This is a genomic window from Pseudomonas cichorii, from assembly GCF_015471405.1.
Taxonomy (GTDB): Bacteria; Pseudomonadota; Gammaproteobacteria; order Pseudomonadales; family Pseudomonadaceae; genus Aquipseudomonas; species Aquipseudomonas serbiensis.
This window is the reverse complement of the sequence record NZ_BLVZ01000023.1, coordinates 51054-67195: the sequence shown is the minus strand read 5'-3', so window position 1 is coordinate 67195 and position 16142 is coordinate 51054. Positions and strand designations below refer to the sequence as shown.

Genomic DNA, 16142 nt, shown 5'->3' with positions numbered 1-16142 from the left:
TCCACAAAAAAGCCCGCCATTCGATCTGAATGGCGGGCTTTTTGTTTATCGGTCGCTTACGGCTTTTTCAGACCGTAATGCTCATCCAGCATGCCAGGCGTGTTGGGTGCCTTTGGCGCGTAGTCTTTTGGTGCTTCGCTGTCACGTGGCGGTGTAAGGCGGTCGCGTGGTGCCTGGTTGGCCTCTGGATGCAAGGCCGCCAGCAGGCGTTGGCGGGTCAGTTCGTCAAGGGCCAGACGATTGGCGCCCTCGGCGAGATGCTCCTGTACTTCCTGATAGCTTTGCGAGAGTTTCTGTACCAGGGTAGCCGTGCTGTTGAAGTGTGTGACCACCTCGTTCTGATAGGTATCGAAGCGCTCCTGAATGCTATCCAGCTGGCGCTGGGTGTTATTCGGAACGGTATTGGGCAGCAGACGTGCGACCAGGAAACCAATGACGACACCGGCAACCAGGGCAAGAGTCGGCAACAACCAAACTAAGAGCGAGTGTTCCACGAGTCCTTCCTCTATAAACGGCTTTGCTTTACGTTAACGGCTCTAACCTGCGCTGTATACCCGCGACACGTCGCTTATATGTCAGCCACAGACAATCAGCTAGACGAGTCGATCCATTTCGAGGTCACGGAGTTTATTTTGTCCATGCGTGAAACCCCCGTATTCATTGACGGCCCCGAAGGCCAGCTTGAAGCGCTTTATCAGGATCTGCCCGATGCTGTGGGCCTGGCGCTGATTTGCCATCCTAACCCGATCCAGGGTGGGACGATGCTCAATAAAGTGGTTTCGACGTTGCAGCGTACCGCCCGCGATGCCGGTCTGGTTACGTTACGTTTCAATTATCGTGGCGTCGGTGCCAGCGCTGGCACATCGGTTGGCGGGCCGGAGGAGGTCGAAGATGCGGTTGCGGTCGCGCAATGGCTTCGCAAGCAGCAGCCGGATCTGCCCATCACGTTGCTGGGTTTTTCCTTTGGGGGTTATGTGGCTGCCACGCTTGGCGGACGCCTCGAAGCGCAAGGCGAGCAACTGAAGCACCTGTTTCTGGTGGCCGCTGCCGCATCGCGTTTGAAAGATCAAAGCGTCCTGCCGCAGAACTGTCCGCTGACGGTCATTCAGCCCGAAACCGATGAAGTCGTGGACCCGGAAATGGTCTATGCATGGTCCGCGCTTCTGCAACGTCCCCATGAGCTGCTGAAAGTGGCAGAATGCGGACACTTTTTTCACGGCAAGCTGACCGATCTGAAAGATCTGGTCCTTCCGCGTCTCTCGAACTGATTGCAGCCATAGAATAAGCGACCTGCCATGACTACTCGTATCCTGACCGGTATCACCACCACCGGCACTCCCCATCTGGGCAACTATGCGGGCGCGATTCGCCCGGCCATCGTCGCCAGCCGCCAGAAGGATGTCGACTCGTTCTACTTCCTGGCGGACTACCACGCCTTGATCAAGTGCGATGACCCGCAGCGCATCCAGCGCTCGCGCCTGGAAATCGCGGCGACCTGGCTGGCTGCCGGTCTGGATGTCGATCGAGTGACCTTCTATCGTCAGTCCGATATCCCCGAGATCCCGGAACTGACCTGGTTGCTGACCTGCGTGGCCGGCAAGGGCCTGCTCAACCGCGCCCACGCTTACAAGGCATCTGTAGACAAGAATGTCGAGGCCGGCGAAGACCCGGATGCCGGTATCACCATGGGCCTGTTCAGCTATCCGGTGCTGATGGCGGCCGACATTCTGATGTTCAACGCCCATAAAGTGCCGGTCGGCCGTGACCAGATCCAGCACGTCGAGATGGCACGCGATATCGGTCAGCGCTTCAACCACCTGTTCGGCAAGGGCAAGGAGTTCTTCGTCATGCCTGAAGCCTTGATCGAGGAAAGCGTTGCGACGCTGCCCGGTCTGGATGGTCGCAAAATGTCGAAGAGCTACGACAACACGATTCCGTTGTTCAGCAGCGCCAAGGACATGAAGGATGCGATCTCGCGCATCGTCACCGACTCCCGTGCTCCCGGCGAAGCCAAGGACCCGGATAACTCTCACCTGTTCACGCTCTATCAGGCGTTCTCCAGCGCAGAGCAGTCGGCCGAGTTCCGCTCCGAGCTGTTGCAAGGTCTGGGTTGGGGCGAGGCCAAGAATCGTCTTTTCAAGCTGCTGGATGGCGAACTGAGCGAAGCCCGCGAGAAATACCTGGGCCTGATCGAGCGTCCAGCCGATCTGGAAGACATCCTGCTCGCCGGTGCCCAGAAAGCCCGTCGCGCCGCCACGCCGTTCCTTGAAGAACTGCGCGAGGCGGTTGGCCTGCGCTCGTTCCGCACGGTTGCGCAGAATGTCGAAACCGGCAAGAAAAAAGCCGCCAAGGGCGCACGGGTTGTGAGCTTCCGTGAAGCAGACGGCAGTTTCCGTTTCCGTCTGCTGGCTGCCGATGGTGAAGAGTTGTTGCTGTCGAGCCATTTCGCGGATGGCAAGACGGCAGGCGCTGCCAGCAAAAGTCTGCTTGGCCCCAACGAGCCAATCATCATTCCTGGTGACTTCCACTTTGAAGTTGCTTTTGGCAATGGCAACGCCCAAAGTCCGCAGTTTGAAAGTGCTGAAGCCGTGCAGGCCGGTATAGAGCGCTTGCTGGCTGAGCTCAAAGCCTTGCAGGATTGATTGCCATTCCCCCGGGCCGTCGCTACAGTGACGGCCCGCTTTTGTTGCCTTGTTACCGAATATGACGCCCCTAGAACGATATCAAGCAGATCTGAAACGCCCTGACTTCTTCCACGATGCTGCGCAGGAAAACGCTGTGCGTCACTTGCAGCGTCTTTACGAAGATCTGATCGCTGCGAACAACAGCAAGCCGGGCGTGTTCGGCAAGCTGTTCGGCAAGAAAGAGCCAGCCCTGGTCAAGGGGTTGTACTTCTGGGGTGGTGTAGGCCGGGGCAAGACGTATCTGGTCGATACCTTTTTCGATGCCCTGCCGTTCGAGCAGAAGGTGCGGACTCACTTCCACCGCTTCATGAAGCGCGTGCACGAAGAAATGAGAACCCTCAAGGGCGAGAAAAACCCGCTCACTCTTATCGCCAAGCGCTTTTCCGATGAGGCGCGGGTGATCTGTTTCGACGAGTTCTTCGTTTCCGACATTACCGATGCCATGATCCTTGGCACCCTGATGGAAGAGCTGTTCAAGAATGGCGTGACCCTGGTCGCCACTTCCAACATCGTGCCCGACGGTCTGTACAAGGACGGTTTGCAACGCGCCCGCTTCCTGCCTGCGATTGCCCTGATCAAGCAGAACACCGATATCGTCAACGTCGACAGCGGCGTCGACTATCGCCTGCGCCATCTGGAGCAGGCCGAGCTGTTCCACTTCCCGCTCAATGACGTCGCCGAGGAAAGCCTGCGCAAAAGCTTCAAGGCTTTGACGCCGGAGTGTGCGCAGACCATCGAAAACGATGTGCTGATCATCGAGAATCGCGAAATCCGTGCCCTGCGTACCTGCGACGACGTGGCGTGGTTCGATTTCCGCGAATTGTGCGACGGGCCTCGCAGCCAGAACGACTACATCGAGCTGGGCAAGATCTTTCATGCCGTGCTGCTAAGCGGTGTTGAGCAGATGAGCGTGACCACTGACGACATTGCCCGTCGGTTCATCAACATGGTCGATGAATTCTACGACCGTAACGTCAAGCTGATCATCTCGGCAGAAGTTGAGCTGAAGGACCTGTATACGGGCGGACGTTTGACGTTTGAATTCGCACGTACCTTGAGCCGCTTGCTGGAAATGCAATCCCACGAGTTTTTGGCTCGGGCGCATAAGCCTTAGGAGCAGTTGCAAGCTTCAAGCTGGAAGCTGCAAGTAAAGGCAGGTTGCGTACTGCTTTTGCTTGCAGCTTGCAGCTTGCAGCTTGTAACTTACAGCTTGCAGCTTTTCAGCATGCTGCCCTCAGGCGGCCTGCTGAAACTGCTGCCTATATTGATTGGGCGACAGTTCGGTGTGCTGGCGGAACAGGCGGGCGAAGAAGCTTGCATCGTCGTAGCCAATTTCATAGCTGATGGTCTTGATGCTCTTTCGCGTGCCGGAGAGCAGGCCCTTGGCTGTTTCGATGCGCAGGCGTTGCAGGTAATGCAGCGGCTTGTCGCCGGTTGCGGCCTGGAAGCGGCGCATGAAGTTGCGGATGCTCATGCCGTGGTTGCGGGCCACGTCTTCAAAGCGGAACTTGTCCGCGAAATGTTCTTCGAGCCAGTGCTGGATTTGCAGGATGATCACATCCTGATGAAGCTTCTGGCCGCCAAAACCTATCCTTCCCGGTGAATAACTGCGCCGCACCTCATAGAGGATGTCGCGGGCCACGGCCTGGGCGACGTTCGAGCCGCAGAAGCGTTCGATCAGATAAATGTAGAGATCACAGGCCGATGTGGTGCCGCCTGCGCAATACAGGTTGTCGGCGTCTGTCAGGTGTTTTTCCTGATTGAGCAGGACCTTGGGAAACCTTTCGTTGAACGCATTGAAGAAACGCCAGTAGGTGGTGGCTTCCTTGCCGTCCAGCAGGCCGGCTTCGGCCAGCCAGAAAACCCCGGTGGCTTCACCGCACAGGACGGCACCGCTGGCGTGCTGTTCGCGCAGCCATGGCAGTATCTGCGGGTATTGCTGCAACTGGCTGTCGAAGTCGTCCCAGAATGCCGGGATGACAATGATGTCGCTTTCGCACAGCGGGCCGTCTACCGGCAGGGTGACGTCACTGAAGCTGCCGACGGGCTGTCCGTCCGGGCTTACCAGGCGAATTTCAAAGGCGGGTTTGAGGCCGTGACCCAATTGCTTGCTGTACCGCAGGCTGGCCAGATGGAAGAAGTCCTTGGCTTGCATGAGGGTCGAGGCGAATACTTTGTCAGTGGCAAGAATGCTTACGCGCCGCAGCGGGGCGGTGTGTTGAATCGGCATAATCTTTTGTTCTTATATGGAATAGTGGTCAAGCAACGGCTGAATCGTCTTATTTTTTTGCGGGTGTGTCCAGCCTCCGCGGTCGTCTCTTGCTGGCTGGCGGCCTGACGATTTGCTCGCGCAAGCAATAAACAGAACCTGAGCTGAAAATCAGGTTGAGGTTATTTTTTCAGCCTGTATAATCCGGCAGCTCTTTGCAGTGGAAGTGATGCGCCGTCTGCCGAAGAATCTTGCCGTATAACGGACGCGCTGACCCGAGCCCCCGATAGCGTCTGTTTCCGGCTGCCTTTGACTTGTCAAAGTACGCACTATTCAGTAAGATCCGCCGTCTCATTTTCAGGCGGCCCCTGAGGCTATAAAGAATGAAAACTTTTACTGCTAAACCGGAAACAGTTAAGCGCGACTGGTTCGTCGTCGACGCTGCTGGTCAGACCCTGGGTCGTCTGGCCACCGAAATCGCGAGCCGTCTGCGTGGCAAGCACAAACCGGAATACACTCCGCACGTGGATACCGGTGATTACATCGTCGTTATCAACGCTGAGCAAATCCGCGTTACCGGTGCTAAAGCTTCCGACAAGATTTACTACTCTCACTCCGGTTTTCCGGGCGGGATCAAATCGATCAACTTCGAAAAGCTGATCGATAAAGCTCCTGAGCGCGTGATCGAGACCGCGGTCAAAGGCATGCTGCCTAAGAACCCGCTGGGTCGCGACATGTATCGTAAGCTGAAAGTCTATGCGGGCGCTGTACACCCTCATACTGCTCAGCAGCCCCAAGAACTGAAGTTTTAACGGAATAGTTCATTATGTCGGCGACTCAAAATTACGGCACTGGCCGTCGCAAGACCGCAACCGCACGCGTTTTCCTGCGTCCGGGCACTGGTAACATCTCGATCAACAACCGTTCTCTGGACGTGTTCTTCGGCCGCGAAACTGCCCGCATGGTAGTTCGTCAGCCACTGGAACTGACCGAAACAGTTGAAAAGTTCGACATCTACGTCACCGTTATCGGTGGCGGTGTAAGTGGTCAAGCTGGCGCAATCCGCCACGGTATCACTCGCGCTCTGATGCAATACGACGAAACTCTGCGTAGCGCCCTGCGTAAAGCCGGTTACGTTACTCGTGACGCTCGTGAAGTTGAACGTAAGAAAGTCGGTCTGCGTAAAGCGCGTAAGCGTCCGCAGTACTCGAAGCGTTAATTCGCACTTCGTTCGAAAAGAACGCCCAGCCTCTTCGGAGCTGGGCGTTTTTTTATGTCTGTTATTTATGTGTGACAACGTGACACACGGCTGTAAGCCTTGATTTACAACGTTTCCTACTTTTCGTACGGTCTTATTACCTTGTTAATTGAAGGGTTTTTATTTACCATCCGGCCAAATCTATAAACAGCTAGATTGATATTAAGTAGACGCCTGATCAAACAGGCCACATAGCTGATGGGAGAGGACGGAATGAGCAATGACGGCGTGAATGCAGGCCGGCGTCGCTTCCTCGTGGCAGCCACATCCGTGGTTGGTGCAGCAGGAGCGGTGGGGGCTGCGGTCCCGTTCGTGGGGTCATGGTTCCCCAGTGCCAAGGCGAAAGCCGCAGGGGCACCGGTCAAGGTGAATATCAGCAAGATTGAAGCAGGACAGCAGATGATTGCTGAATGGCGTGGTCAGCCGGTGTTCATTGTTCGTCGCACCAAAGAGATCCTGGATAACCTTGGCAAGATTACCGGCCAGCTATCCGATCCTGAGTCCAAGGCTTCTGTTCAGCCTGCTTATGTTGACCCTGTCGTTCGTTCGATCAAGCCGGAAATCCTGCTGCTGGTCGGTCTGTGTACGCACCTGGGGTGTTCACCAACCTTCCGTCCTGAAGTCGCGCCTGTCGATCTTGGCAAGGATTGGGTGGGGGGCTATTTCTGTCCTTGTCACGGGTCTCATTACGATCTGGCCGGTCGGGTCTACAAGTCGCAACCCGCACCATTGAATCTGCCAGTACCCCCGCATTCCTATGAGTCGGACAGTGTCATTGTCATTGGCGTCGATAAGGAGGGTGCGTGATGAGCAAGTTCATGGATTGGGTCGATGCTCGTTTCCCGGCGACAAAGATGTGGGAAGACCATCTCAGCAAGTATTACGCTCCAAAGAACTTCAACTTCTTCTACTTTTTCGGTTCTCTGGCGCTGCTGGTTCTGGTCAACCAGATCCTGACCGGCGTCTGGCTGACCATGAGCTACACGCCGTCGGCTGAAGAGGCGTTTGCTTCTGTCGAATACATCATGCGCGATGTCGAGTACGGCGCAATCCTGCGTTTGCTGCACTCCACTGGCGCCTCGGCTTTCTTTATCGTGGTCTACCTGCACATGTTCCGTGGCTTGCTTTACGGCTCGTATCAAAAGCCGCGTGAGCTGGTCTGGGTTTTCGGGATGCTGATTTACCTGGCATTGATGGCTGAAGCCTTCATGGGATATCTGCTGCCTTGGGGGCAAATGTCTTACTGGGGTGCCCAGGTGATCATTTCGCTGTTCGGGGCCATTCCGGTCATTGGCGATGACCTGACCCAATGGATTCGCGGTGACTACCTGATTTCCGGCATCACCTTGAACCGTTTCTTCGCCTTGCACGTGGTCGCACTGCCAATCGTGGTGCTGGGGCTGGTGGTTCTGCATATCCTGGCGCTGCATGAAGTGGGCTCCAACAACCCGGATGGCGTGGACATCAAGAAACTCAAGGATGAAAACGGCATCCCTCTGGATGGCATTCCTTTCCATCCTTATTACACCGTGAAAGACATTGTCGGCGTGGTGGTGTTTCTCTTCGTCTTCTGCTCGATTGTGTTCTTCTTCCCTGAAATGGGTGGCTACTTCCTCGAAAAACCTAACTTTGAACCTGCCAACGCCTTCAAGACGCCTGAGCATATTGCGCCTGTCTGGTACTTCACGCCGTTCTACGCAATCTTGCGGGCGATTCCGGACAAGCTCACGGGTGTCATTGCCATGGGGGCCGCAATTGCAGTGTTGTTCGTGCTGCCATGGCTCGACCGCAGCCCGGTCAAGTCGATGCGCTACAAGGGATGGATGAGCAAGATCTGGCTGCTGCTGTTCTGCGTGGCTTTCGTGATCCTGGGCGTGCTGGGCGTTCTGGCGCCAACCCCGGGGCGGACTCTGTTGTCGCAGATCTGCACCTTTCTGTACTTCGCCTACTTCATTTTGATGCCGTTCTATACCCGGCTAGAGAAGACCAAACCGGTTCCAGAAAGGGTGACTGGCTGATGAAAAAGCTATTTGCTGTACTGATTCTCGCGATTCTGCCTGTTTTGTCGTTCGCCGCCGAACATGGCGGCCCAGAGCTGGAAAAGGTTGATATCGACGTTTCCGACAAGGCGGCGATGCAGGATGGCGCACGCACGTTCGCCAACTACTGCATGGGCTGCCATAGCGCCAAATACCAGCGTTATGAGCGCGTGGCTGATGATCTGGGTATTCCCCATGAGTTGATGCTGGAAAAGCTGGTGTTTACCGGTGCCAAGATCGGCGATCACATGAATATCGGCATGCAGCCAAACGATGCCAAGGCCTGGTTTGGTGCTGCGCCGCCTGATCTGACGCTGGTGGCGCGAGTGCGTGGCACGGATTGGCTGTATGGCTATCTGCGTTCGTTCTACGAAGATCCGGCTCGTCCGTGGGGCGTGAACAACAAGGTGTTCCCTAACGTCGGCATGCCCAACGTGTTGGTCGGGCTTCAGGGGCGTCAGGTTGTCGGCTGCAAGCAGGTCCAGGTGATTGAGGATGGCAAGAAGCAATATGATCCGCTGACCGGTGCGCCGCTCACCCATGAGGCTTGCGATCAACTGACCATCGTGCCGAAAACCGGTAGCCTGAACGAAGAGCAGTTCGACGAGAAGATCAAGAATCTGGTGACCTTTCTGGCCTATTCAGCCAATCCGGTTAAACTGCAGCATCAGCGCATAGGCGCTTATGTGTTGCTTTATCTGGCCTTCTTCTTTGTATTCGCCTATCTGCTCAAGCGTGAATACTGGAAGGATGTTCATTGATCGAGCTGTAGCTTCGCCCTGACACAAGCGCTCCAGTGGCGTCTCCATTCGGATAGTGATTGCGAGGCGGGTATAGTAGCGGCGCAAGATTGCAGAATTTACTTCGCGTAAATGAGCTATCTTGTCGCCCGCGACGACGACCTGTCTTTGCGCGGTCATAATCGGAGGCACCACTGGGGCGCGTTCGTTTGTCTGCCTTATAAATTTTAACAAGCGAGGAGGATCGCCATGGGCGTGACCAATCGGTTGGCCTGTTACTCCGACCCCGCCGACCACTATTCCCATCGCGTGCGCATCGTGCTCGCGGAGAAAGGTGTCAGCGCCGAGATCATCGATGTTGTTGCGGGCCGTCATCCGCCTCAGCTCATCGAAGTGAATCCGTATGGCAGCGTTCCAACCCTGGTTGATCGTGACCTGGCGTTGTACGAGTCTACGGTGGTGATGGAATATCTGGATGAGCGTTACCCGCACCCGCCCTTGCTGCCGGTTTACCCTGTGGCGCGTGCCAATAGCCGCCTGTTGATCCATCGGATTCAGCGCGACTGGTGTGGACTTGTGGATCTTATTCTGGATTCGCGTACCAAAGAGTCTGCCCGCGTACAGGCGCGCAAGGAATTGCGTGAAAGTCTGACCGGTGTTTCGCCGTTGTTTGCGGAAAAGCCTTTTTTCCTCAGTGACGAGCAAAGCCTTGTCGATTGCTGTCTACTGCCCATACTCTGGCGTTTGCCTGTATTGGGTATCGAATTGCCACGGCCTGCCAAGCCGTTGCTTGATTACATGGAGCGCCAATTTGCGCGCGAGGCATTTCAGGCGAGCCTGTCTGTAGCCGAACGTGAGATGCGCTAAGGCTTAAGGAGCCGTTGATGAACTCCAGTCGCCCTTATCTGATTCGTGCTCTCTATGAGTGGATCGTCGATAACGATTGCACACCGCATATATTGGTCAATGCGGAGTACCCATCGGTGCAGATCCCTCAGGGTTTTGCCAATGATGGGCAGATTGTCCTGAACGTTTCGCCCAGTGCTGTGCGCCATTTGCACATGGACAACGAAGCGGTCAGTTTTGAAGGCCGCTTCGGCGGTGTGCCGCATACCTTGTATGTTCCTATCGGTGCCATTCTGGGGATCTATGCCCGGGAAAATGGCCAGGGCATGGTCTTCGATCTGGAGCCTCCGGTGGAGGAAGAGGACGAGATCGAGCTGGAAGAGGATGCGCCACCACCGGACAGCGAGCCGCCGCGCCCCAGCGGCAGACCGAGTCTGAAGGTAGTGAAATAAAAAAAGGCGATCCGGATGGATCGCCTTTTTTAATTCCGGCAGCTTATCAATCGATGTACTCGAATAACCTGACGATCTTCTGTACGCCGGATACGCTCTGCACCAGGTTGGTGGCGCGGTTGGCTTCATCCTGAGTGACCAGGCCCAGCATGAAGACGATCCCGTTTTCGGTGACCACCTTGATGCGCGAGCCGGGGATAGAGTTGTCCGCCAGCATCTGGGTCTTGATCTTGGTCGTCAGCCAGGCATCGTTGTTACGCGCCAGCAGGGACGAGGGGGCTATGACCTGAAGTTCGTTATTGACCTTCTTGACCCGCTGCACGGAGCTGGCGGCCTGTTCTGCAATGGCCTTGAGGTCTGCGCGAGGTGTCTGGCCAGCCAGCAGGACGATGCCGTTGAAGCTGGTGACGACAATATGCGAGCCTTCGGCCAGGTCAGGGTGGGCCTTGGAAATGTTGACGGCGGCTTTGGTTTCGATGAGGGAGTCATCGATCTTGCTGCCGAAAGTCCTTGTTCCCCGGTCGTCCTCGATCGGCGTGTCACGTGTTGCTGTCAGAACCGAGCTGCATCCGCTGACGCCGAGGCACAGTGTCAGGACCAGTAGGCTGAGGCGATTAGGGGTCATTCTTCACTCCCGAACAGTTGGCTGTCGATCAGATCGCAAAGGCAATGGATCGCCAGCAGATGGACTTCTTGTATGCGTGCCGTGACGTTGGCCGGTACGCGGATTTCCACGTCCTCCGGCAATAATAGCGATGCCATGTCGCCACCGTCGCGTCCCGTCAATGCTACGACAATCATTTCGCGATCATGTGCGGCCTGGATGGCTTGAATAATGTTCGCCGAATTGCCGCTGGTGGAAATGGCCAGCAGTACATCGCCCGGCTGACCCAGGGCTCTGATCTGCTTGGAAAAGATTTCGTTGTAGCTGTAATCGTTGGCGATCGAGGTGATGGTTGACGTGTCTGTGGTCAGCGCTATGGCCGGCAGGCTCGGTCTTTCGCGCTCGAAACGATTGAGCAGCTCGGAAGAGAAATGCTGCGCATCGCCAGCGGAGCCGCCGTTACCGCAGGCAAGCATTTTGCCTTCGTTGAGCAGGGCGTTGACCATTACCTGGCTGGCCTGCTCGATAAAGGGTGCAAGGACGTCCATCGCCTGTTGCTTGGTGTCGATGCTGGCCTGGAAAAGCCGGCGAATTCGGGATTGCATGTCCATCAATGTGACCTTAATGAGAGCGTACGGCGGCTGGTCGGGTGCGCTGCGGGTATTCCCGGCGGCTCACCACACACTGAATGTGCAGCCCGCAAATCAAATAGCAAAATGGGTGGTAAAGGGTGTTGCTGCTCGTCAGGGTTCTGATTGCCCTTGATCGAATCAACTGTCGAATGCGCTCTTGAGCCAGTTCAGGGGAGCGGCCTTGCCTGGATCTCCATCGACAGCTATCACGTCGAAACGGCATGGATAATCGGCCCACCGGGACTCTTGTTGCAGAAACAGTTGTGCAGCGGTAATAAGTTTTTCCTGTTTGCGAAAGTCGACGCTTTCCATCGCTCCACCCCAGCCTGAATGGCGTCGGTAGCGAACTTCGACGAATACTACTGTATCGCCGTCGAGCATGACTAGATCAAGCTCGCCGCGTTTACATGACCAGTTTTGAGTGATCGGGCGCAGGCCTTGTTGCTGCAGATAGAGCAGGGCGTAGGCTTCTGCCTCGCGCCCTGCCTGTTGCCGGGTGTTGCCTGACATCAATTGATGGTGTCCGGGAGACGCTGGACCTTGCCGTCGATGAACTCTGCCCATGGCAACTGACGCTCGACGCGACGGCTCGGGCTCATGCTCAGGCTGCCCGACAGACCATCGATACGGCTTTCAGGCAGCGTTTTGAGCTGGCCGAGGCGTGGGGCCAGGCGATAGGCGTCGATGCCCATGGCGTAGAGGCGACCCAGGCTGCCGGATGCCTGCGGCCATTGAGCAATCACCTGCTGGCGCAGAGGGTCGTTGGCATTGAGCAGCCAGGGTGTTTCGCAGAAGCGTACGCCGTTCAGGTCCAGATACTGAGCCTGATCGTTGCTGTTGGTGAACAGATGGGACGTTGCATAGACCGGAACGTCGCCCGCGTACTGGAACACCATGGTTGGCTTGATTTGCTGGGCCTGTTGAGGCGTCGCGGCCAGGAACATGAAGTCGATGTCCTGACGGCGTGTCGGCTGGGCTGCAACCTGGGTGCCTACCGTGCTTTGCAGACGCTGGGCGCGGCCTTCACTGTTACGCAACTGGAACAGGTCAGCGACTTGCTGGGCAAGCGCGACGGGTTGGTCAACATGTTCGGCAGCGATCAGTTTGCCGCCCTTGGCCAGCCAGCTTTTGCGGAAGGCATCCAGTACACGATCACCCCATTCGCCTTTCGGCACCATGGCGACGGCGCTGCGTTTGCCGTCTGCCCAGGCGCGACGGGCCACTTCGCGAGCTTCGTCTTCGGCGGCGAGGCCGAACTGGAACAGTTGCGCCGGGCCTTCGGTGTTGGAGTCGCTGTAGTTCAGGGCCAGCGTGGTGATAGGCAGTTGCTGACGGCTGTTCAGCTGTTTGACCAGATTCTTTTCCAGCGGGCCGACGACCAGTTGCGCACCGGCAGCCTTGGCCTGACGGTAGAACTCGTCCATCGAGGTGACGCGCGAGCTGTCGAAAACCTGGATGGCAGGTGGGTTCTGGCCAGCTTGCTGGGCCTGATAGTGAGCGGCCATGAAGCCTTCACGAAGCGCCTTGGCAACCGAGGCCAACTGGCCATCCTGTGGGAGCAGCAGAGCGATCTTGGTCAGCGGTTCGCTGGTCAGGGCGCGAAGTTGGGCCAGGGTGGTCGGCAGCTTCTGGGCGGCCGGGTGCTGCGGGTTCTGTGCTTTCCAGGCGTCGATGGCTGCCTGTTGTTGCTCCAGCGTGCCGGCGCCCTTGACCGAGCGGGCCAGGCTCAGCCAGCCCCCCATGTCGTCGGTGGTGGTGCTTTGCAACTGGTCGGCAGGCAATGAGGCAACAAGTGCCCAGATTGCATCGTTGTTGGCGCTGGCGTCGTTGCCTTGCAGCAGCGGACCGGCAAATACACGCTCGCGAGCGGCAGCCAGAGCCTGGCCATCGGCTTCAAGTGCGCGGGCCCGGACAGTGTGGGTGCGCACTTGCTGTTCAACCGACAGTTCGCCCAGGCGTTGCAGGCTCGGATGCTCCAGCGCGGTCAATGCCGCTTTTGGCTGGTTGCGACCCATGGCCAGTTCCGCAGACAGGGTGCTGGCGAATACCTGCAAACCGGGCTTCAACTGATCCAGAGGCACCTGGGCCAGAATCTGGGCTGCGCGACCAGGATTATTCTGGCGATTCGCCAGGTCTGCGGCGCTCAGGCGCAATGTGGCGGCCTGATCCGGCGCCTTGGCGGACGCGGCCTGTTCGAGCAGTTGCTCGATGCTGGCGTCGGGGGTGCGAGGCAACTCACCAAGACTGGATGAGGGCGAGCTGGCACAGGCTGCAAGAAGGGCAGCGAGGCAGAGGGCAGAGAACAGCCGCAGGCAGGCGATCATTGATGTGTTCCTGATACTCAAGCAAGTTAGCGGGGAATTGTACCCAAGCACTGGCCGGGGTGCGACTTCGATGGTGTGCAAAGCAGTGATATTGGTCGTGTCATGGCCCTCTATCGGCCAATACACCCGATTCGATAGTGTTTCAGCATCTTGCGGCGGGACAGAATCATGGGTTTCCTTCCTTTTTATACTCATCCCTGAATGTGTTGCACCATTGGTCATGGCCATAGCCTGTACAATGCGTTTTTTCAAACATCAAAAATGAGGTCTGCGCTTTGACTGCTCCGGTTGTTTCAAATTCCACCCTGGGTTCGCTTTATGTAGTGGCGACCCCTATCGGCAATCTGGACGACATGAGCGTGCGGGCCTTGAAAGTGCTGCGTGAAGTGGCATTGATAGCAGCAGAGGATACTCGGCACTCGGCACGGCTGATGCAGCATTTTGGAATATCCACGCCTCTGGCTGCCTGCCATGAACATAACGAGCGTGACGAGGGTAGCCGTTTTATCACTCGTTTGCTGGCGGGCGACGATGTTGCGTTGATTTCCGATGCCGGTACGCCGCTGATCTCCGATCCCGGTTATCACCTTGTCCGTCAGGCGCGCGCGGCGGGTGTGCAGGTCATTCCGGTGCCCGGTGCCTGTGCATTGATCGCGGCTCTGTCGGCAGCCGGTCTGCCTTCGGACCGTTTTATCTTCGAAGGTTTTTTGCCAGCCAAGGCAGTCGGTCGCAAAAGCCGGCTTGAAGTGCTTCGCGAAGAACCGCGTACGTTGATCTTCTATGAGGCACCGCACAGGATTCTGGAGTGTCTTCAGGATATGGAGCAGGTGTTCGGCCCTGATCGTCCTGCGCTGCTGGCACGAGAGCTGACCAAGACCTTTGAAACGCTCAAGGGTTTGCCGCTGGCACAGTTGCGCGCCTTTGTCGAAGGCGACAGCAATCAGCAGCGTGGCGAATGTGTGGTTCTGGTGGCGGGCTGGACGCAGCCCGAGGATGAAGATGTCGTGGGGGCCGAGGCGCGCAGGGTTCTTGATCTGTTGCTGGAGGAAATGCCGCTCAAGCGTGCTGCTGCACTGGCCGCTGAAATTACCGGTGTGCGCAAGAACCTGCTTTATCAGGTCGCGTTGGATAAGCAGAAGAACCAATAAGTTCCCGCCTGTGCGACGAATGCGCGTCATTCGGGCTTTTAATGCTTGTTCTTGACGCCTCGTATCGATACCCTTGGCAACGGAGAGTCGATTGGACAGTCGCTGCCTCTTGTTGTTTCGCAACAAGGGGGGGAGGAAAGTCCGGGCTCCATAGGGCGGAGTGCCAGGTAACGCCTGGGAGGCGTGAGCCTACGGAAAGTGCCACAGAAAATAACCGCCTAAGCACTTCGGTGCCGGTAAGGGTGAAAAGGTGCGGTAAGAGCGCACCGCACGTCTGGCAACAGTTCGTGGCAAGGTAAACCCCACTCGGAGCAAGACCAAATAGGGTTCCTAGGCGTGGCCCGCGCTGGAACCGGGTAGGTTGCTAAAGACGTCCAGTGATGGCCGTCGTAGAGGAATGACTGTCCTCGACAGAACCCGGCTTACAGATCGACTCTCCACCTTTTTTCCTCTCTGCTGTTAAAGCAGCTGTTTTTCTTCTCCGTAATGCCAAAAAATTCTTACACTTAATAAATTACTTTAACTTTTGCTCACAAATATTTGAGAGGCATCGTGTTTGCCTGTCAAAACCCTCGTGAATTTATCTCTCTCCCTCCAATACCACTCCTAAATCTCCGAAATGTAAGGGGTTTCCTTAAGACCGTGCCTTGACGGTGTGGTGGGCGCATTCCTATAGTGTGCGTAAGTGGCAGAAAGTGGCACGAAGTGGGTTTTTTTAGCGCAAAAAGTTAAAATTCGGAGAGTGCGCCTGTGTTTCGTGGTGCCAACGCAATCAATCTCGATGCCAAGGGCCGTCTCGCTATGCCGAGCCGGTACCGTGACGAGCTGGATTCGCGTAGCTCCGGCCAACTTATCGTGACCATTGATGCTGTTGATCCCTGCTTGTGTCTTTATCCGCTGTCCGAGTGGGAACTGATTGAGGCGAAACTTCGTGAGCTGGCTACCTTTCGCGAGGAAAACCGCCGGTTGCAAAGGCTTCTGATTGGTAATGCAGTGGATCTGGAGCTGGACGGCAGTGGGCGTTTTCTGGTGCCACCGCGTCTTCGTGAATACGCCAAGTTGGATAAGCGTGTGATGTTGGTTGGACAGCTTAATAAGTTTCAACTGTGGGACGAGGATGCCTGGAACGCTCTTGCCGATGCCGACCTTGCAGCCATTCAAAAACCTGGCGCGATGCCTGATGAATTACGTGACCTGATCCTGTGA

The 16142-nt window shown here is 56.6% G+C and carries 18 protein-coding genes and 1 other RNA gene; 13 read left to right on the top strand and 6 right to left on the bottom strand.

What is annotated here, in order from left to right:
- Positions 1-56: 56 nt before the first annotated feature.
- Complete coding sequence (locus JL015_RS26745; protein WP_117165805.1) at positions 57-494, bottom strand: YhcB family protein; 438 nt, start codon at positions 492-494, stop codon at positions 57-59.
- A gap of 144 nt (positions 495-638) precedes the next feature.
- On the opposite strand from JL015_RS26745, the gene JL015_RS26740 reads away from it, so the two are divergent.
- The 3 genes from JL015_RS26740 (at position 639) to zapE (ending at position 3798) form a co-directional block, all read left to right on the top strand.
- Positions 639-1268 (top strand): alpha/beta hydrolase, encoded by a 630-nt coding sequence (locus JL015_RS26740; protein WP_201020590.1) that lies wholly within the window; start codon positions 639-641, stop codon positions 1266-1268.
- A 27-nt stretch (positions 1269-1295) separates the two neighbouring features.
- Entirely contained in the window at positions 1296-2642 is a 1347-nt protein-coding gene (locus JL015_RS26735; protein WP_201005737.1) for a tryptophan--tRNA ligase, read from the top strand.
- A 61-nt stretch (positions 2643-2703) separates the two neighbouring features.
- Positions 2704-3798, top strand: a complete 1095-nt coding sequence (zapE, locus tag JL015_RS26730; RefSeq protein ID WP_201005736.1) for a cell division protein ZapE — start codon at positions 2704-2706, stop codon at positions 3796-3798.
- A 120-nt stretch (positions 3799-3918) separates the two neighbouring features.
- Here the strand turns inward: zapE and JL015_RS26725 are convergent, their stop codons facing one another.
- Positions 3919-4815: a GlxA family transcriptional regulator gene (locus JL015_RS26725; RefSeq protein ID WP_201005881.1), complete on the bottom strand. Its 897-nt coding sequence runs from the start codon at positions 4813-4815 to the stop codon at positions 3919-3921.
- Positions 4816-5276: 461 nt separating this feature from the next.
- Between JL015_RS26725 and rplM the strand changes: the two genes are divergently transcribed.
- The 7 genes from rplM (at position 5277) to JL015_RS26690 (ending at position 10228) form a co-directional block, all read left to right on the top strand.
- Positions 5277-5705, top strand: a complete 429-nt coding sequence (rplM, locus tag JL015_RS26720) for a 50S ribosomal protein L13 (protein WP_025261754.1) — start codon at positions 5277-5279, stop codon at positions 5703-5705.
- Positions 5706-5719: 14 nt separating this feature from the next.
- Positions 5720-6112, top strand: coding sequence for a 30S ribosomal protein S9 (gene rpsI, locus JL015_RS26715; RefSeq protein ID WP_025261753.1), 393 nt, complete (start codon positions 5720-5722; stop codon positions 6110-6112).
- A 252-nt stretch (positions 6113-6364) separates the two neighbouring features.
- A complete protein-coding gene (gene petA / locus JL015_RS26710; RefSeq protein WP_201020589.1) occupies positions 6365-6958 on the top strand; it encodes a ubiquinol-cytochrome c reductase iron-sulfur subunit in 594 nt (197 codons plus the stop codon).
- On the top strand, positions 6958-8169 hold the full coding sequence (locus JL015_RS26705) for a cytochrome b (RefSeq protein WP_201005734.1): 1212 nt from the start codon (positions 6958-6960) through the stop codon (positions 8167-8169). The genes petA and JL015_RS26705 overlap by 1 nt, the downstream gene beginning before the upstream one ends.
- Positions 8169-8951, top strand: a complete 783-nt coding sequence (locus JL015_RS26700; RefSeq protein ID WP_201020588.1) for a cytochrome c1 — start codon at positions 8169-8171, stop codon at positions 8949-8951. Before JL015_RS26705 ends, JL015_RS26700 begins: the two co-directional genes overlap by 1 nt.
- A 228-nt stretch (positions 8952-9179) precedes the next feature.
- Positions 9180-9797 (top strand): glutathione S-transferase N-terminal domain-containing protein, encoded by a 618-nt coding sequence (locus JL015_RS26695; RefSeq protein ID WP_201005732.1) that lies wholly within the window; start codon positions 9180-9182, stop codon positions 9795-9797.
- Between the two features lie 17 nt (positions 9798-9814).
- Entirely contained in the window at positions 9815-10228 is a 414-nt protein-coding gene (locus JL015_RS26690; RefSeq protein WP_201005731.1) for a ClpXP protease specificity-enhancing factor, read from the top strand.
- Between the two features lie 46 nt (positions 10229-10274).
- Here JL015_RS26690 and JL015_RS26685 read toward each other — a convergent pair whose 3' ends face one another.
- From JL015_RS26685 to JL015_RS26670, 4 genes are all read right to left on the bottom strand, one after another.
- Positions 10275-10853, bottom strand: coding sequence for a BON domain-containing protein (locus JL015_RS26685; RefSeq protein ID WP_201005730.1), 579 nt, complete (start codon positions 10851-10853; stop codon positions 10275-10277).
- Positions 10850-11443 (bottom strand): phosphoheptose isomerase, encoded by a 594-nt coding sequence (locus JL015_RS26680; protein ID WP_201005729.1) that lies wholly within the window; start codon positions 11441-11443, stop codon positions 10850-10852. Before JL015_RS26680 ends, JL015_RS26685 begins: the two co-directional genes overlap by 4 nt.
- 159 nt (positions 11444-11602) lie before the next feature.
- Positions 11603-11974: a YraN family protein gene (locus JL015_RS26675; RefSeq protein WP_201005728.1), complete on the bottom strand. Its 372-nt coding sequence runs from the start codon at positions 11972-11974 to the stop codon at positions 11603-11605.
- Positions 11974-13788 carry a penicillin-binding protein activator gene (locus JL015_RS26670; RefSeq protein WP_201020587.1) on the bottom strand — a complete coding sequence of 605 codons (1815 nt, stop codon included), beginning with the start codon at positions 13786-13788 and terminating at the stop codon, positions 11974-11976. The genes JL015_RS26675 and JL015_RS26670 overlap by 1 nt, the downstream gene beginning before the upstream one ends.
- A gap of 275 nt (positions 13789-14063) precedes the next feature.
- Here JL015_RS26670 and rsmI point away from each other — a divergent pair, with 275 nt between their 5' ends.
- The 3 genes from rsmI to mraZ all read left to right on the top strand — a co-directional run bounded on the left by rsmI (position 14064) and on the right by mraZ (position 16142).
- On the top strand, positions 14064-14936 hold the full coding sequence (rsmI, locus tag JL015_RS26665) for a 16S rRNA (cytidine(1402)-2'-O)-methyltransferase (protein WP_201005725.1): 873 nt from the start codon (positions 14064-14066) through the stop codon (positions 14934-14936).
- 83 nt (positions 14937-15019) lie between these two features.
- An RNA gene (gene rnpB / locus JL015_RS26660) (RNase P RNA component class A) lies at positions 15020-15377 on the top strand.
- A 309-nt stretch (positions 15378-15686) separates the two neighbouring features.
- The gene (gene mraZ, locus JL015_RS26655) at positions 15687-16142 is read left to right on the top strand and encodes a division/cell wall cluster transcriptional repressor MraZ (protein WP_200995439.1); all 456 of its coding nucleotides are present in this window, start codon (positions 15687-15689) and stop codon (positions 16140-16142) included.

Bases quoted from the DNA above. Each gene is read 5' to 3' on its own strand.
- JL015_RS26690 (WP_201005731.1), top strand. From the start codon at position 9,815: ATGAACTCCAGTCGCCCTTATCTGATTCGTGCTCTCTATGAGTGGATC.
- zapE (WP_201005736.1), top strand. From the start codon at position 2,704: ATGACGCCCCTAGAACGATATCAAGCAGATCTGAAACGCCCTGACTTC.
- JL015_RS26735 (WP_201005737.1), top strand. From the start codon at position 1,296: ATGACTACTCGTATCCTGACCGGTATCACCACCACCGGCACTCCCCAT.
- JL015_RS26670 (WP_201020587.1), bottom strand. From the start codon at position 13,788: ATGATCGCCTGCCTGCGGCTGTTCTCTGCCCTCTGCCTCGCTGCCCTT.
- rplM (WP_025261754.1), top strand. From the start codon at position 5,277: ATGAAAACTTTTACTGCTAAACCGGAAACAGTTAAGCGCGACTGGTTC.
- JL015_RS26740 (WP_201020590.1), top strand. From the start codon at position 639: ATGCGTGAAACCCCCGTATTCATTGACGGCCCCGAAGGCCAGCTTGAA.
- JL015_RS26700 (WP_201020588.1), top strand. From the start codon at position 8,169: ATGAAAAAGCTATTTGCTGTACTGATTCTCGCGATTCTGCCTGTTTTG.
- JL015_RS26680 (WP_201005729.1), bottom strand. From the start codon at position 11,443: ATGGACATGCAATCCCGAATTCGCCGGCTTTTCCAGGCCAGCATCGAC.
- JL015_RS26675 (WP_201005728.1), bottom strand. From the start codon at position 11,974: ATGTCAGGCAACACCCGGCAACAGGCAGGGCGCGAGGCAGAAGCCTAC.
- JL015_RS26695 (WP_201005732.1), top strand. From the start codon at position 9,180: ATGGGCGTGACCAATCGGTTGGCCTGTTACTCCGACCCCGCCGACCAC.
- rpsI (WP_025261753.1), top strand. From the start codon at position 5,720: ATGTCGGCGACTCAAAATTACGGCACTGGCCGTCGCAAGACCGCAACC.
- petA (WP_201020589.1), top strand. From the start codon at position 6,365: ATGAGCAATGACGGCGTGAATGCAGGCCGGCGTCGCTTCCTCGTGGCA.
- JL015_RS26705 (WP_201005734.1), top strand. From the start codon at position 6,958: ATGAGCAAGTTCATGGATTGGGTCGATGCTCGTTTCCCGGCGACAAAG.
- JL015_RS26685 (WP_201005730.1), bottom strand. From the start codon at position 10,853: ATGACCCCTAATCGCCTCAGCCTACTGGTCCTGACACTGTGCCTCGGC.